The organism is Mucilaginibacter sp. P4_D1 (assembly GCF_056401935.1).
Window position 1 is genome coordinate 104332 of sequence record NZ_JBFUIJ010000016.1, and the last position, 15491, is coordinate 119822.

Consider the following 15491-nt stretch of genomic DNA (forward strand, 5'->3'; position numbering starts at 1 on the left):
TGGAAAATAGTTTTGGTAAAAGTAATAAAACTAACAAGGAGACAATAATGTCTCCTTGTTAGTAAAGAATATTAGCTATTATTTATCCCAGTAAACTCTTGCAGTGAAAATATCACCACCCGCAAGATTTTTAATCGCGGCGGCAAGGTTAGCGCCGTTGGTTGCAGGTAAAGTAACAGGGTAAGCGATCCTTCTTGGAATATCTGTAGCAAATTGGTTTGCATAGGTAACTTTTGTTAAAACAGGAAAGCCTGATCTTTTCCAGTTATTCCAGTTTTCGTTAAAGTTGAAAACAGTTGCAGTTTCTATATAATACTCCATGTTGATTTGTTGCAATGCGGTAGCAGTTACCAGTGGATGTGCAGCAACATAAGCAGTTATAGCAGCAGCATCAACAGATGTAGTACCAAACTGACCTAACGTTTGCATATCAGCAGTTAAAGCGTTTGCAAAATGCGTGGCAGCCGTACCGGTTGCCCATCCTTTTGAAGCAGCTTCCGCTAATAACAGTTCAGTTTCGCCGTAAGTTAATAAGAAGTTATAACGGTTGCGGTCATCGTAAACAGCAAATTTTGGACGTGAATATTTTGCTACTGGTGCTGGTGCATCGCCGGTAACTGTAGGATCCGCAGGTGTCGCTCCAGGATAACCAGGTGCTTTAGAAATATCCGTTGTACCGCCATTTAAATCGTAACCATTTGGCATACCAACCTGTAAAGCAGCGGTAGAAATACCAGCAACTGTGGTTTCATTGGCTTTTTTACCAGTACCGGCCGATATTTCAGCAACAGCGCTAACACGTGGATCGCCCGTTGATTGCATGTATGAAATCAAAGTTTGTCCCCATCTTACTTCACGGAAATCATCTGGCACTAATAACGCTGCTGCGTCACTGTTGCCGTTACCATTAGAATAATCGGCCTTTACTTTTGCGTTATCGGCAACAGCAGTCATAGTGCCACCAGCATATGCTTTTTCGGCATATTTTTGTGCAGTGGCCGCATCTACCTTGGTTAAACGCATTGCTGCACGTAACATCAAAGAATACCCTAATTTTTTCCATTGTGTAACATTCCCGCTGTAAAATAAATCGCTTGTAGGGCCTGCTTTTGATGCGTCTAATGCAGCACATGCTTTATCTAACTGATCAAGCATTGAAGCGTAGATGTCTTTTTGGGCATCAAAAACTGGAGTAAAAATGCCAGCTTTAGCCTGTCCTTCTTGCGAAAAAGGAATATCGCCGTAAGCATCGGTAACTCGCTCAAGCATCAATACACGTAAAATAGTTCCGCAATTGTCAAGATTTGATAAAGCAGCGTTTCCTTTAACAAGGCTTTTCATCTCATCGATAAGGGTTGTGGCACTAAAGCCATTATTCCATGTACGCGCTTTATAATCCTGGAAACTACCACTGGCAACATATTTATCGCCGTTTCTGTAGTAATCATAAGTTGAAGCTAACGCCTGAGACCACATACTTTGAAAAAGTAATTGATCGTAACCTGTATTTGAAAACTGGATCTGAGCCTGCGCCATAAAAAAGTTTGGATTAATTAAACCCGCGCTTACTTTAGTTGGATCAGTATTTATCTTGTCAAAGTTTTTAGTACAACCTGCTACAAAGGTGGCACCTACAATAAGGCAACTATATATAAGTCGTTTTTTCATCTTTGTTATTTTTTAAATTTAAAGTTCACGTTTACACCATAAGTTCTAACTGCGGGTACGCTTGTACCTTCAATACCTGCATAATTGATACCAGGAGCAAAGTTTGATTCCGGATCGATATTGTCTGTATGTTTCATAATAGTCCATAAGTTACGGGCTACTAATGATACAGTGATAGAATTGAAAGGTGTGCCAGCAATAGATGTTTTAGGAATAGAATAACCAAAGGTTACCTGACGTAATTTAATAAAGCTACCATCTAATACGTTAAGCGCCGAAATGTTACGAGCTAAGCTTTGGTAATAATCTTCTGCCGGTACGTTTTTGGTATTTGCTGCACCGGATTCAGTAACACCCACACCAACTACGCCTGTTTCACGACCAACAAGGGTCATTTTATTTAAACCGCGGAAGATGCTGTAGTAATTAGTTGCCGATAATACTTTGTTACCAAAGCGATAGTCAATAAGGAAACCCAAATTGAAGTTTTTATAGGTGAAATCGTTGTTAAAACCACCATAAATTTTAGGTATTACACTACCTAACGGTATACGGCCCGTTGCTTCGGCATTACCATTAGCATCAAATATGATATTGCCACTACCATCGCGTTTGTAATCGTTGGCCATAATCTGAGGCCCAGCCATACCAACAACAAATGCAGTTGTTGCATTTAACGGACGATAAGTACCAAGGCCTAAATTTGAATTATTGACATCGGTATGTAACACTTTATTTTGTACGTATGTAAAGTTAAATGCAGGGGTCCAGGTGAATGTGCTGCTTTTAACTGGCGAGCCATGTATTTCAACCTCTATACCTTTGTTTTGAACAGAACCTGTTGGGACATACGCATTTGTATAACCGGTTGACCAGTCAATAGAACTATTAAGAATTTCCTTTTCTGTTTTTCTTTGGAAATAAGCAACGTCAAGGCCTAAACGATCATTGAAAAACTTCATTTCGGTACCAATCTCCAACTCCTTCAATGTATTTGGAGGCAATAATAGGTTTGGTAATTGTGAGCTAAAGCCACCTGCATTAACACCATTGACAGCATTGTTTACCGAATAATAAACCTGGTTGCCATAGGTTGGTGCTCCAGCGCTTGTTTGTGAATATGCTACACGTAGTTTTCCAAAGTCAAGACCATCAATGTGTGCAAGATCAGAGAATATAAAGCTGGCTGAAACCGAGGGCGAAAATATGCCACGGCCAACAGCGCTTGATATACTGCTATAGGCATCATAACGGCCTGTAGTGCTTAACACCAGGAAGTTTTTGATGGCGAAGTCAGCTGTGTAATATGCTGAGTTAACTTGCAATGCAGAAACGTTTTGATTGCCACTATTTCTGCTGGGTACATTAGACAGATCGTAAAAGTAAGGGATAATAAAGTTATCGCCGTTTATAAACGTGCCTGAAGAGTTTGCTTTACGAATGTTACCACCTACAGACAAATCAAGATTTAAGAAATCTTTAATGATATCATGCTTAGCACCAATTAAAGCGTCCGCGTTAAACTCTGTGATTTGAGTTGTTTGGGTTTGAATAGATCCATTACCGCCTATATAAGCTGTACCGGTAGGAGTGATACCTAAACGAGCATCGTTAATTTTATCATAACCTACACGGCCTTGTGCATAAGCCCAAGGTGTAATAGCGTACCTGGCAGAGATGGATGATATTAAACGCTCTCTTTTTGTGTTGGTTACAAAATTGTAAGCTGCAAAATAGGGGTTTGTTACATAAATGTCGTTATTCCATTTTTGCTCACCACCACCAGCTACAGTACCTGGCGATAATATGCTCTGGGCCTCATTCGGTGCTAAAAATTGCACGTTGTTAGGATTACCCGGGCCATCACTTAAACCAGAACGGTTTTTAGCATTATCAATAACATAATTGGCAACCAGGTTTATATCAAGGTTTTTAATTACGGTTTGTGATCCGTTAAAGTTGAATGATTTTCTATTTAAACCGCTATTAGGGGTGATAGCATGGTTGTTCATATCAGATAATGACAAACGGAAAGCGCCTGTTTCACCACCGCCGGTTAACGATACCGTGTTAGTGAAAGTACCACCAGTTTTGTAAAACTTAGTATAGTCATCGCTTGTTTTTGAATAAGCATAACTTTTACCGTCAAACTGAATTACCTGGGAACCATCTAATTTTGCTCCCCATGCTAAGTTTCCTGAAGACAATGCACTCGCAACGTTGGCAGGTTTAATGCCGCCTTCGCCTTGTCCGTACTGAGTTTGAAAATCAGTGTTGTCATAAACTTTATCCGCCTGGTAGTTGGTATTGTACTCAACACCAAAACCTGAATTCTTTTTGCCGGATTTAGTAGTGATTAAAATAACACCGCCAGATGCACGTGTGCCGTAAAGTGCAGATGCCGATTGACCTTTTAATACTGTCATGCTTTCGATATCGTCAGGGTTGATGTTAGATATACCGTCACCATAATCAGCACCACCCCATTCGCCAGATTGACCTCTTTGGGTGTTATCCATAGGCACGCCGTTAATTACAAATAAAGGGCCCTGTGTGCCACTTGTACTTGTAACGCCACGTAATAAAATACGTGCAGATGAACCCGCGCCACCATTGGTACCGCTAACACTTAAACCAGCCACGCGACCTTCTAATGAGTACGCAACGTTTGATTCTTTAGCTTTGTCTAAAACGCCACCATTAACAGTTGATACCGAATAACCTAATTTTTTAGAATCTTTTTTGATACCCAAAGCTGTTACTACAACTTCGTTCAGGCTTTTTGCAGATACGGTAAGCTTTACAGATAATTCGCTTTTGCCGCCAACAGGTACCTCCTGGTTTTCATAACCTAAAAACGAGAAGATAAGTACAGCGTTATCCGGAGCACTGATAGAGAAGTTACCATTGGCATCAGTTATGGTGCCTGTAGTTGTTCCTTTTATCCTTACCGAAACGCCTGGTGCCGGTGTGCCGTTTTCGTCAACAACTTTACCTTTTACTACCGCAGCATTTACAACCTCATTTTTTTGAGAGATAACGATCAGGTTGTTTTCAAGTTGGGTGTAGGTAAAGTCGGAATTTGCCAAAAGCTTATTCAAAACCGACGTAACTTCTTCGTTTTGTACATTAAGCGTTATCTTTTTGGTTGAAGGGATTTTACGCTCGCTGAAAACGAAGTGGTAGTTAGTCTGCTTTTGAATAGCAGAGATAACCTTACTAAAATCTGCCGATTTTATGTTAAAGGTGACTTTTTGTTGCGAGTAGACATTTGCAATGGATTGCAGACTAAAGGCTACTACTAAAATAAATGTCAATTTCATTATTAATATGGACTTAAATAGCCAATAGTTATCTCTTACACCCTTGGGGTGTTTAAAATATTTCATACTTTTACTTAATTAAAGGTGACTTGATTAAATGGCAATGTTCTGTTCGAGAGAGCATTGCATGATTAACTAACAGATCTTCATCTTCGCGGGAGTTGCCTCTGGTAATTCCCGTTTTTTTTTGTGGTATGTAAAGCTTTCTTTATGTCATAGGCTTATTTAATGGCTGCATTGGGTTAATAAATGTATATGGTTTCATTTTTGTACTTATATGAAAATGGCTCGATAATCTGCAGGGCTTTTAATGCCTGCAAAATGTTTTCTTTTTCAAAAACTCCCGTGAAACGGTAGTCTTTTACATCTGTATTTTTAAAATTTATCTTGATGCCGTACCAGCGCTCCATTTTATTGGCAATTTCGGCAAAGTCTTCGTCCTTAAAAATCAGTCGGTTATTTACCCACGAGGTTTCAACCACGGTGGTATCATTTGATCTTAAGTAAGTAAGGTTGGTAAGCGCGTAACTTGTTTTTGCAGTATCAGGAGTTTGGGCTACTAAGTTGCGGTTAATGGTATGCCTTTTAAAAGTGGTGCTCTTTAAAATAAGCTTTTCGTTTGGTTTAAGGATGATCCTGTCTGAAGGCCTGTCGGCCAGGGTAACTTCTATCGATCCCCGGATAAGTGTTGTTTCACTTGCAATATCGTTTTTGTAAGATTTTACATTAAAAGCCGTGCCCACAACCCTGATGCTCATTTTACCCGCATGTACTATAAAGGGGTGCTGATGGTCTTTGGCCACATCAAAAAAAGCTTCGCCATTGAGGTAAACCTCGCGGGTAGGGCCTTTAAATGATGGCGGGTATTTTAAAGTAGTTTCAGAATTTAATGTTACAACAGATCCGTCGCTTAAGTAAATTTTAGATTTTACACGGCTCGGCGTTTTTTTCTGCTGAAGGCTGGCCAGGTCCAGGCTTGTCTTATCGTATCTCTTTAAATAATAGGTAACAGATAAGCCAATACCGATTATTAACAATGCCGCCACGCTGCGTAAAAAGATAATCATGCGCCGGGTTTTAGCGCCTTCAGCAGGAATTTCATTAGCCGGTTGATCTTCAGTTGCGGGTATATCTATTTTAGATAAGATATGCTGAAACATCAGGTCGGTATTTGAATACTGTTCTTCGTTTTTTACCCAATAGGTTTTAAAGAAAGCGCTTTGTTGCCTGCAAGCATCGTCGTTTGCTACCAGAAAATTGAATTCCTCCAATTCTGCGGCATTCATCTCATCCGAGAGCTTTTTTGTGAGCAGTTCAATAAATCGTTCGTTAACCATCTTTTCTCGCCTTAAACGGGCTTGTTTTTAGATAGGACAATAGTTTTTTTAAAATTGCCTACAAGCTTTGAAAAAAAATTTAAAAAGAATTCCTATAACAACGAAAGCCCCATGATGTCATGGTCAGAAGATGCCCTCTCTGATGATTTAGATGCAAGTTGATGTGCAGCAAGAATGATGCTTAATTTTTTCATTGCTCTAAATAACTGGGTTTGTACAGTGCGGGGAGATATGTTTAAAATTTCGGCAACCTCTTTATATTTCATGCCATCCTCTTTAATTAACTTAAAAATAATACATGCCTGTTGAGGGAGCGAAGCGATAGCTTTATCTAATAAGAAATGGAGTTCTTTGCGTTCCAATTCTTTTTCGGGATCAAAAGTATTTACAAACTCAACTTCGTCCGAAGCCTCTATCTGTACAAGGTGAATATTGGAGAATTTTTTTAGATAATTGAATGATTGATTTTTAACGGCCACAAACAAATATGTTTCGGGGTTGGTAACTTCGGTAAGGCTTTTACGGGATTCCCAACACTTAATAAATACATCGGATACAATGTCTTCGGCGGCTTCTTTCTGGCGAATATAAAAAATACAGAACTTAATAAGTCGGGTATTTAAATTATGAAACAATAACTCAAATGCTTTAATATCATCATTAAAACAAAGCCGTTGCCATAACCCCGAAGTATCTGTTTTAGAAATTTTCAATAGTTTAATAGTTAGTGTTCACCAAAACAATATAATGATGCAATGTAACAATTTGATAACAAAAACAAGTATTTATTTTAATTTTAACAACTTTTTTACTGTAAACCAACTTAACTCAAAATAAATTTACTTAGTGTGTAGGCAAATTGGCTGTAAAAGTTGTCAATAGTGTGTTTTAGGGCCATTTTAGGCGGTTTTAAAATGTTTAACTGACATTTTATGTGGCTATTTTGATTGAAATGTATATAAATATAGTAGGGTATTGATGCTTTTTTAACATTTTTGCCTTTTAGTTCATCTTGTACTTGTTACACTAAGTGCGCTTTTTTATAATTTAATACTCAAAAAAAGTTGGTAAAAATACCCGAATTTTATCCTGTATTTATTGGATTTTATCAGAATTTGCTTTTGAGATGTTTTAATTGGTTATTTTAATAAAGAAACAAAAAATAAATATATAAATGAAAAAACTCCTTTTTATTATAGCACTCCTTTTACCCATGGGTAAAGCGATGTCACAACAACATAATATGTCAAAAGATTATGTGGTACCTGATGATTCGCTGGTGCAAAAAAATCTTCATAAATGGCAGGGCCTTAAGTTTGGGCTGTTTATGCATTGGGGTACTTACAGCCAATGGGGGGTAGTTGAAAGCTGGAGTATTTGCCCCGAAGATGAAGGCTGGACCCAGCGTCGCGGGCCTTACGGTGCCGATTATAACGGATACAAAAAGGCCTATGAAAATTTACAAACTACTTTTAATCCAACCAAATTTAACCCCGAAAAGTGGGTGGCAGCGGCCAAATATGCCGGGATGAAATATGTGGTATTTACTACTAAACACCATGATGGCTTTAGCATGTTTGACACAAAACAAACAGATTATAAAGTAACCAGCACCAAAACGCCGTTTTCAAGTAACCCGCGCAGTAATGTGGCCAAGGAAGTTTTCAGCGCCTTTAGCAAAGAGAATTTTATGATCGGGGCTTATTTTTCAAAGCCCGACTGGCATACCGAATATTATTGGTGGCCATATTTTCCGCCCAAGGACAGAAATGTAAACTACGATCCGGCCAAACATCCAGATCGCTGGCAAAAGTTTAAGGATTTTACCTTTAACCAGATACAGGAATTGATGACCGATTACGGCAAAGTTGATATTTTGTGGCTGGATGGCGGTTGGGTACGGCCCAAAAATACAATAGACACCGCTGTTGACTGGCAACGTACCATTCCGTATGACCAGGATATTGATATGGCAAAAATAGCCAAAGCAGCCAGGATTAAGCAACCGGGTCTTATCGTTGTTGATCGTACGGTAGCCGGCCAATATGAAAATTATACCACGCCTGAACAACAGGTGCCCGATGCGCCGCTTGATCATCCCTGGGAAAGCTGTATTACCATGGGCAATTCCTGGAGTTATGTGCCCGGCGACCATTATAAATCAGCTAATGAAATAGTAACCCTGTTGGTAAAAATTGTTTCACGCGGCGGTAACCTGCTCATGAACATTGGCCCCGGCCCTGATGGCGATTGGGATCCGGTTGCTTACAGTCGCCTCAAACAAATTGGCGACTGGATGAAAATTAACGGGGATGGTATTTATAGTTCGGATGCTATAGCGCCGTACTCTGAGGGAAATACCTACTATACCAAAGCAGGTAATAGCGTATACGCTTTTGTGCTGGCGCCCAAAGACCAGGATGATGTGGTTTTGCCTGAAAAAATTGCTTTGCACCTGACAGGTAAAAACAAAGTGAAAAAAATTAGTTTGCTGGGTGTTAAAGCAAAAGTTAAATACACCCTGGGCGAAGGCGTGGTAAATATAACTATACCTTCATCGTTGCAAACGCAATCTGGTTTAAAACAAGCAGCGGTATTTAAAATTCAATATTAACGTTTACTACATCATATACTAAACTATAAAAAATGCCCCCAACTTTAACTTACAGGCCGGCAAAGCTAAAACTGCTTGTTACGCTGGCTCTGATACTGCCCTTTGTTAATATATACGCCCAAAGTAGTTACGAACTAAATTCCGGCTGGAAGTGTGCGCCTATCGGCAGTGTAAAAGAAAGCGGAACAGTACTATCGACTGCAGCATTTAACACTACAGCCTGGATGCCCGCTACGGTACCAGGAACAGTGCTGACCACGTTATTAAATAACCAAAAAGTGCCCGACCCATTTTGGGGCATGAACAACGAGCACATAGCCGATATTTATAAAACCGGTGCCGATTATTACACCTATTGGTTTACCAAAGATTTTAAAGAAACACCGGCAACGGGCAGTAACCAGGTTTACCTTAATTTTAGGGGAATTAACTATAGCTGCGATATTTATTTGAACGGACATAAGCTGAACAAAACAATTCAAAAAGGGATGTTTTTGCGGTTTAACTACAATATAACGCCTTATCTTGCAAAAAATGGAGATAACCGCCTGGCTGTATTGGTGCACCCGCCAGATGTTGTTGGCAACCCAAATGGCGGCCAGGGCGGCGACGGTACAATTGCGCGTAACGTTGGTTTACAGTACACAGCAGGCTGGGATTGGATACAGCCCATGCGCGACAGGAACACCGGTATATGGGACAAAGTAACCATCCAAAAAACAGGAGCGGTACGCATTGCAGACGAACACATTGTAACACTGGTACCCGGGGTAAGGCTTCCGGAAGGGGCGCAACAACCCGCTGTTATTAAAGTAGCGGCCGAATTAAGCAACCCAACGCCGGCAGCGGTAAATGGCTCGTTAAGTTTTGAACTGGATGGTAAAACTATCTCAAAAGCAGTTAGCCTGAAACCAAACTCTACTACCAATGTTAGTTTTGCCGATTACAACCTTACCAATCCTAAACTCTGGTGGCCTAATGGTTACGGCGACCAACATCTTTATAATTTCAAGTTAAAGTTTACCGCGGCGGGTAAGGCTGTTTCAGATCAGCATCAGCTTAATATAGGGGTACGCCAACTGACGAGTGAATATAACGAACATACCGGCAGCCGCCAGATTATGGTTAATGGCCAGAAAATTTTTATCAAAGGAGGTAACTGGGTAATATCTGATGCCATGCTGCGCCTTTCGGATATGCGTTATGATGCCGAAGTGCGTTATCATCGCGATATGAACCTGAACCTGATCAGGATATGGGGTGGCGCCATGATTGAACGTCCTGAGTTTTTTGAGGCCTGTGATAGATACGGTATGCTGGTTTTCCAGGATTTGTGGGGATCTGGCGACTGTAATGGCCGCTGGCAGGATCCACAAAAACTGGACGACCAATGGACACGCCGCCAATACCCTGATGATCACGGGTTGTTCTTACGCTCGGCAATTGACCAGATAAAAATGGTACGTAATTATGCGTCACTGGCCATTTGGTGTGGGGGGAACGAGATAACCCCGCCTGAAGATATCCTTACTGCTTTGCGCGATACCATTTTGCCAAAATTGGATAATACCCGCTGGTTTGTTGATTACTCCAACTCCGATAGCATGTCGCACAATGTGTTGGGTGGTAACGGGGATGGGCCATACGGAATTCAGCCGTTGTCGGTATTCTGGGAGTTTAAAACATTTCCTTTCAATTCCGAAGTTGGCTCGGTTGGCGTTGGCGATTATGAATCGTTGAAGCGTTTTATACCCACAGCCAACATGATACCGCCCGTATATGACGAAGAAACCCACAAAACAAAAACAGACAGCGTTTGGGATTATCATAAATATATTGGCTATGATACCGCCATTAATAAATATGGTAAAGCCAAAAATGCTGCCGATTTTGCCATGAAAGCCCAACTGGTAAACTACGACCAGTATCGCGGCCTTGCCGAAGGTTTTACATCGCACATGTGGGACTGGTATACAGGTTTCATCATCTGGAAAACCCAAAATCCATGGACAGCCATGCGTGGCCAGATGTATGACTATTACCTTGACCCCAATGCCTGTTTATATGGCTTGCATAACGGCAGTGCCCCATTCCATATCATGTACAACCCAATTAACGGAATGGTAATGGTGGCTAACAATACTTTTAAAGCAAGGCGCAGTATGATGATGGTAGTAAAAACTTATGATATGGAGGGCAAAGAAAATTTGCTAACCCAGGTTTTTGCAGATATAAACGCCACTACCGTTAAAAAGTACTTCTCTATAAAAGGTACAGTTGACAAACTGGCTGCAAAGGAGGGAGTTTTTCTGTCGTTACAGTTGCTGGATGAAAACAAAAAATTAATTACTGATAATACTTACTGGATTCCGGATAGCAAAGGCGGATTTTCCGGTCTGCAAAAAATGAAAGCCGAAGAATTATCGGTTAAAGCAAAATATATAAAACCAGGCAGGGTAGAAGTTACGTTAGTTAACAAAGAGAATAGTGTGCTTGCTTTTTTTAACCGGGTATCGTTGGTAGATGCAGATAGTAAAACAAGGATATTGCCGGCATTTTACAGTGATAATTATGTTACAGTGTTGCCGGGAGAGGAAAAAAAGTTAATTATTGATTATAATGCACCCGCATCTAAGAAAAAGCTTGAAGTGAGCATTAATGGTTGGAACGCCTCAAATGTTCCGCGAACGATAAGTATTGACGAATAGAGACAAATATGAAAATCAGACCGGTCATCATAACAGCACTTTTCCTGCTAACCCTGATGATCGGTCTGAATTCATTTACAACTTACTCTGTTGCCGCAAAGTCAAAGCGGTATAAAACCGATGATAACGGTAAAGCTTTATTTACTGTTTTTTGCGCCAGCTGCCACATGTTGCCTGATCCGGCAGGTTTAACTAAACGGGTATGGACACAGCATGTATTGCCTGTTATGGCTGCCCGAATGGGAATCATTTATCCTGGTTATAACCCGTTGCGGGGTTTATCAGACGAAGAAAAGGCAATTGTTAACAAGCATAATATTATTCCTGATCAGGCTGTATTAACACAGGAGGAGTGGAGCAAGCTTGTAAAATACATTACCGACCTGGCGCCTGACACTGTCATGGCTGATGAAAGCCGGCTAAACCGTAATAACCCTTTAAAACAATTTACCCGGCAGGATATCCAGGTGAGCGCCGAAGGACCTTCAATGATAACCGGGCTGGAGTACGACACAGCAAACAAAACTTTATGGATAGGTAATTATTTTAACGAAGTGCTTACCTGGAAATATAATATCGGGGTAACCAAAACCATCCAAACAAAAAGCCCGGTTGTTGATTTTAATTTTTATCAGGATAACTCCTACTTTACGGAAATAGGAAAGTTGTACCCGAGCGAACTGAGCCTGGGTGCATATGTTAATTACAAAGATAGCGCGAGCACAACACTACTGAGCTTATTGCACCGCCCTGTGCATACCGAGATTGAAGACCTGAACAACGATGGTGTACCCGAGATCGTAGTTTGTAATTTTGGTAATAAAACAGGTGGCCTGTCATTGTTTAAAAAAAATAAAGCAGGCAAGTATACCGAGGATGTGCTGCTGCCGCTCCCGGGAGCTATAAAATGCTATATAAAAGATATGGATGGCGATGGCAAAAAGGATATTGTTGCTATGTTTTCGCAAGGTGATGAAAGTGTGTATATATTTTATCAGAAAGATAACCTTAAGTTTAAAGCCAAACGTGTGCTGCGTTTTCCGCCCGATTATGGCACAACCGATATGACACTTGTTGACTATAACCACGATGGCCTGATGGATATTGTAACGGTACATGGCGATAATGCAGATTATTCGCAGATATTGAAAGCCTATCACGGTATACGCATCAATATTAACCAGGGCGACGGTGTTTTTAAAGAACAGTTTTTTTATCCCATATACGGCGTAACCCGTGTAGTAGCAGAAGACTTTGACAAAGATGGCGATATTGATTTTGCCTGCAGCGCTTTCTTCCCCGACTTTGGTAAGCTGGTTGATGAATCGTTTGTTTACCTCGAAAATACGGATCAAAAAAAATTCACCTTCAAATCCTACACACTTAAAAGCGATATTCCGCTAAAGTCGCTCACACTCGAAAAAGCAGATATTGACGGCGATGGGGATATAGACATTATTGCCGGTAATTTTGCCCAAAGCCCCGGCGCAGTGCCTGATGCGCTTGACGAAAAATGGAAAAATGCTAAGTATGGCATTACTATTTTTTTAAACCAGCTTTATCAGCCTAAAAAGTAGTTGAACTATAGGTATCCCAGACAACAGAGCTTATTTATTTCCAGGAGAAACAGACGCCAGGGATGAAAATAAAAAAGCCGGCCTCAGTTTAACGAGGACCGGCTTTACTATATATATTAATCAGGAATGTTTTAATGAACGGCGAAGGCTTTTACAAAGGTGCCTGTAGCATCAAATACAACTACATACTTAGTACTGTTGGAGGTAATCTCTACATCATACCCTTTAATAACTCCGCTTACACTATGCGAAAAAGCTTGGTCAAAAACGTAGCCGGGGTAGGTTGTTGTTAAATAAGTGGTAATGGCAGCTGGCAGGTTAGCCGCCGTTACCGCAACATGGGTGCCAACGTGTTTGTCAATTTGGGTACGTTTTACTAAAGTTCCGGTTGCTTTAACAACTGTAATAAATAAACCGTTGTTTTTACTTACTAATACATAGGCGCTATCTGGCGTAATAGACGCATGAAGCAAAGTGTCTGTTGGGTAAGTGGCTTTAAAATAGCTGCTTACCGCAGATGGCAAAGCCGTTAACGCTACGGTATCACGGTGTTTACCATCCCTGTTATCAAACGGGCCGCCGTGGTGCCATCCCGGGCCTTGTAAATCATGTCCGTCGCGCTGTTCAAGGGTACTTACAAATACACCAGCAGCGGTAAATTTAAGGCCAACCAATGCATTGTTATATTTAATTACCACAATGTAGTTAATAACTGTTTTGGCACTATCGGTAATTGCATATGCTTTTTTAAACGTGTAGCCGCTGTAACTTGCGGCAAGGTAAGTGCCAATAGCTGTTGGCAGCGCACTAAATGCAACAGAGTCTTTTTTGTCATGATGGCCCAAGCAGCCAACCATATAAACCGAGTCGGTTGTACCCGAAGCCAGGCTGATGGCAATAGCCCCTGTTGACGCAATGGTTGTAGAAGTTGGGGTAGTTGTAGTTGTTGTTTTAGATCCGCTTTCTTTTTGGCATGAAGCAAAACCGAACGTAACAGCAAGCGCCAATACCCATGAATAAGTAATTTTCGTTTTCATCTGGATTTATTTTGATTAATAATGGTACCCGATATGGTTATCGGGGTTGTTAATTAAAATTACCAGTGATGGGGGTTACCAGGCAACGATGTGTCGATAAAAGGCGGTTATTTATCGATGAATGAATTTTACTGTTAATTATTCTTTAACCCAATAACGCGACTTGCGTAATTTGTCAAATACTCGTTTTTTATAAAAAAGTCGAGGCTGAAAATGGTGCGGTAATCTTGTGTCGTATTAGGGTTTGCTACCTGCGTAAGATTACCTGTGCTTGATGTAACATAGGTATAAGTAAAACCCTGGTTAGTTTTTAAAGTAACTGTTGTATTGGTGGGCAAAGAGACAGCGGCGACCGCAAGCTTGTCTTCGATAGTGCTAACTGATGGCGTACCTGTATCAAATAAAAATATAGCATCAATGGTTTTATTGTTATAAGTTAACGTTCCTTCGATGTATGGGTTGTAGCTGTATTTTAGCAATAATGGGTGCATAATAAACCCAGCCGACGATAAATCGGCACTGGTTAACCCAACCGTAAGTAAGTTGGAAACATACGTAGGCGTGCCCAGGAACGACGTGCTGCTTAACGTTGCCAGTTTAAAGCCGCTGGTTAGGCCGGTACCGTAAGAATAAGATTTTAACGGGCTCGATATATTGGCATTTGTACTGCTTGTTCCGGTTCCTACCCCAAAAACGTCTGCCGAATGCGCGGGATATGTGTTACCCTTGCTGTCTTTTATTTTGTAATATAAAAAAAATGGAACCCGTTTTAATTCCAGGCTTCCTAATGAATTGCCAACGGTAATGTTGGCATAAGCTAAATTTCCGTATTCTGTGGTGGTGCCGGTTGCATCTCCAAAACTTACTGTTGATGTTTTTGACGTTACCGTGATGCCATTTACAACCGTTGAGTCGCCTGTTACTGTGATACCCGTAGGTGTTATCATTGATGCAGGCAAAATACCGGTAGCATCCAGGGTCATTCCCGGTGATCCGGTATCAAATATAGTCCCGTAGTTTACAGTTTGCGTGCCTATTTTTGTAATAGGAACTAATAGCCTTTTATCAACGTCGCTGGCATATTCGTATAAACCAATGGTTACCGGCATTGCGTTTACAACCGCACTTGTTTTATCTTTTTTGCAGGAACTAAAAGCTATAGTTATTGAAAGACAGCCAATAAGCTGCATTTTTAAAAGTAAATATTTTATTTTCATTTATAACTTA

General features: G+C 40.6%; 9 protein-coding genes. 3 read left to right on the plus strand and 6 right to left on the minus strand.

Annotation, left to right across the window (positions count from 1 at the left end):
* Positions 1-78 precede the first annotated feature (78 nt).
* The 4 genes from AC1DV1_RS15960 to AC1DV1_RS15975 all read right to left on the minus strand — a co-directional run bounded on the left by AC1DV1_RS15960 (position 79) and on the right by AC1DV1_RS15975 (position 7041).
* Positions 79-1668, minus strand: a complete 1590-nt coding sequence (locus tag AC1DV1_RS15960) for a SusD/RagB family nutrient-binding outer membrane lipoprotein (RefSeq protein WP_477360909.1) — start codon at positions 1666-1668, stop codon at positions 79-81.
* A gap of 5 nt (positions 1669-1673) precedes the next feature.
* A complete protein-coding gene (locus AC1DV1_RS15965; RefSeq protein ID WP_477360911.1) occupies positions 1674-4991 on the minus strand; it encodes a SusC/RagA family TonB-linked outer membrane protein in 3318 nt (1105 codons plus the stop codon).
* Between the two features lie 242 nt (positions 4992-5233).
* The gene (locus AC1DV1_RS15970; protein WP_477360913.1) at positions 5234-6328 is read right to left on the minus strand and encodes a FecR family protein; all 1095 of its coding nucleotides are present in this window, start codon (positions 6326-6328) and stop codon (positions 5234-5236) included.
* A 92-nt stretch (positions 6329-6420) separates the two neighbouring features.
* On the minus strand, positions 6421-7041 hold the full coding sequence (locus AC1DV1_RS15975; protein WP_477360916.1) for an RNA polymerase sigma-70 factor: 621 nt from the start codon (positions 7039-7041) through the stop codon (positions 6421-6423).
* A gap of 461 nt (positions 7042-7502) precedes the next feature.
* Between AC1DV1_RS15975 and AC1DV1_RS15980 the strand changes: the two genes are divergently transcribed.
* From AC1DV1_RS15980 to AC1DV1_RS15990, 3 genes are read left to right on the plus strand one after another with little or no spacing between them, the layout of a single operon-like run.
* Entirely contained in the window at positions 7503-8942 is a 1440-nt protein-coding gene (locus AC1DV1_RS15980) for an alpha-L-fucosidase (RefSeq protein WP_477360918.1), read from the plus strand.
* Between the two features lie 32 nt (positions 8943-8974).
* Positions 8975-11650, plus strand: coding sequence for a glycoside hydrolase family 2 protein (locus AC1DV1_RS15985; protein WP_477360920.1), 2676 nt, complete (start codon positions 8975-8977; stop codon positions 11648-11650).
* A gap of 8 nt (positions 11651-11658) precedes the next feature.
* Complete coding sequence (locus AC1DV1_RS15990; protein ID WP_477360922.1) at positions 11659-13227, plus strand: FG-GAP-like repeat-containing protein; 1569 nt, start codon at positions 11659-11661, stop codon at positions 13225-13227.
* Positions 13228-13358: 131 nt separating this feature from the next.
* Here the strand turns inward: AC1DV1_RS15990 and AC1DV1_RS15995 are convergent, their stop codons facing one another.
* Positions 13359-14264 carry a PepSY-like domain-containing protein gene (locus tag AC1DV1_RS15995; protein ID WP_477360924.1) on the minus strand — a complete coding sequence of 302 codons (906 nt, stop codon included), beginning with the start codon at positions 14262-14264 and terminating at the stop codon, positions 13359-13361.
* Positions 14265-14398: 134 nt separating this feature from the next.
* Positions 14399-15481: a hypothetical protein gene (locus AC1DV1_RS16000; protein WP_477360926.1), complete on the minus strand. Its 1083-nt coding sequence runs from the start codon at positions 15479-15481 to the stop codon at positions 14399-14401.
* Positions 15482-15491 lie beyond the last annotated feature (10 nt).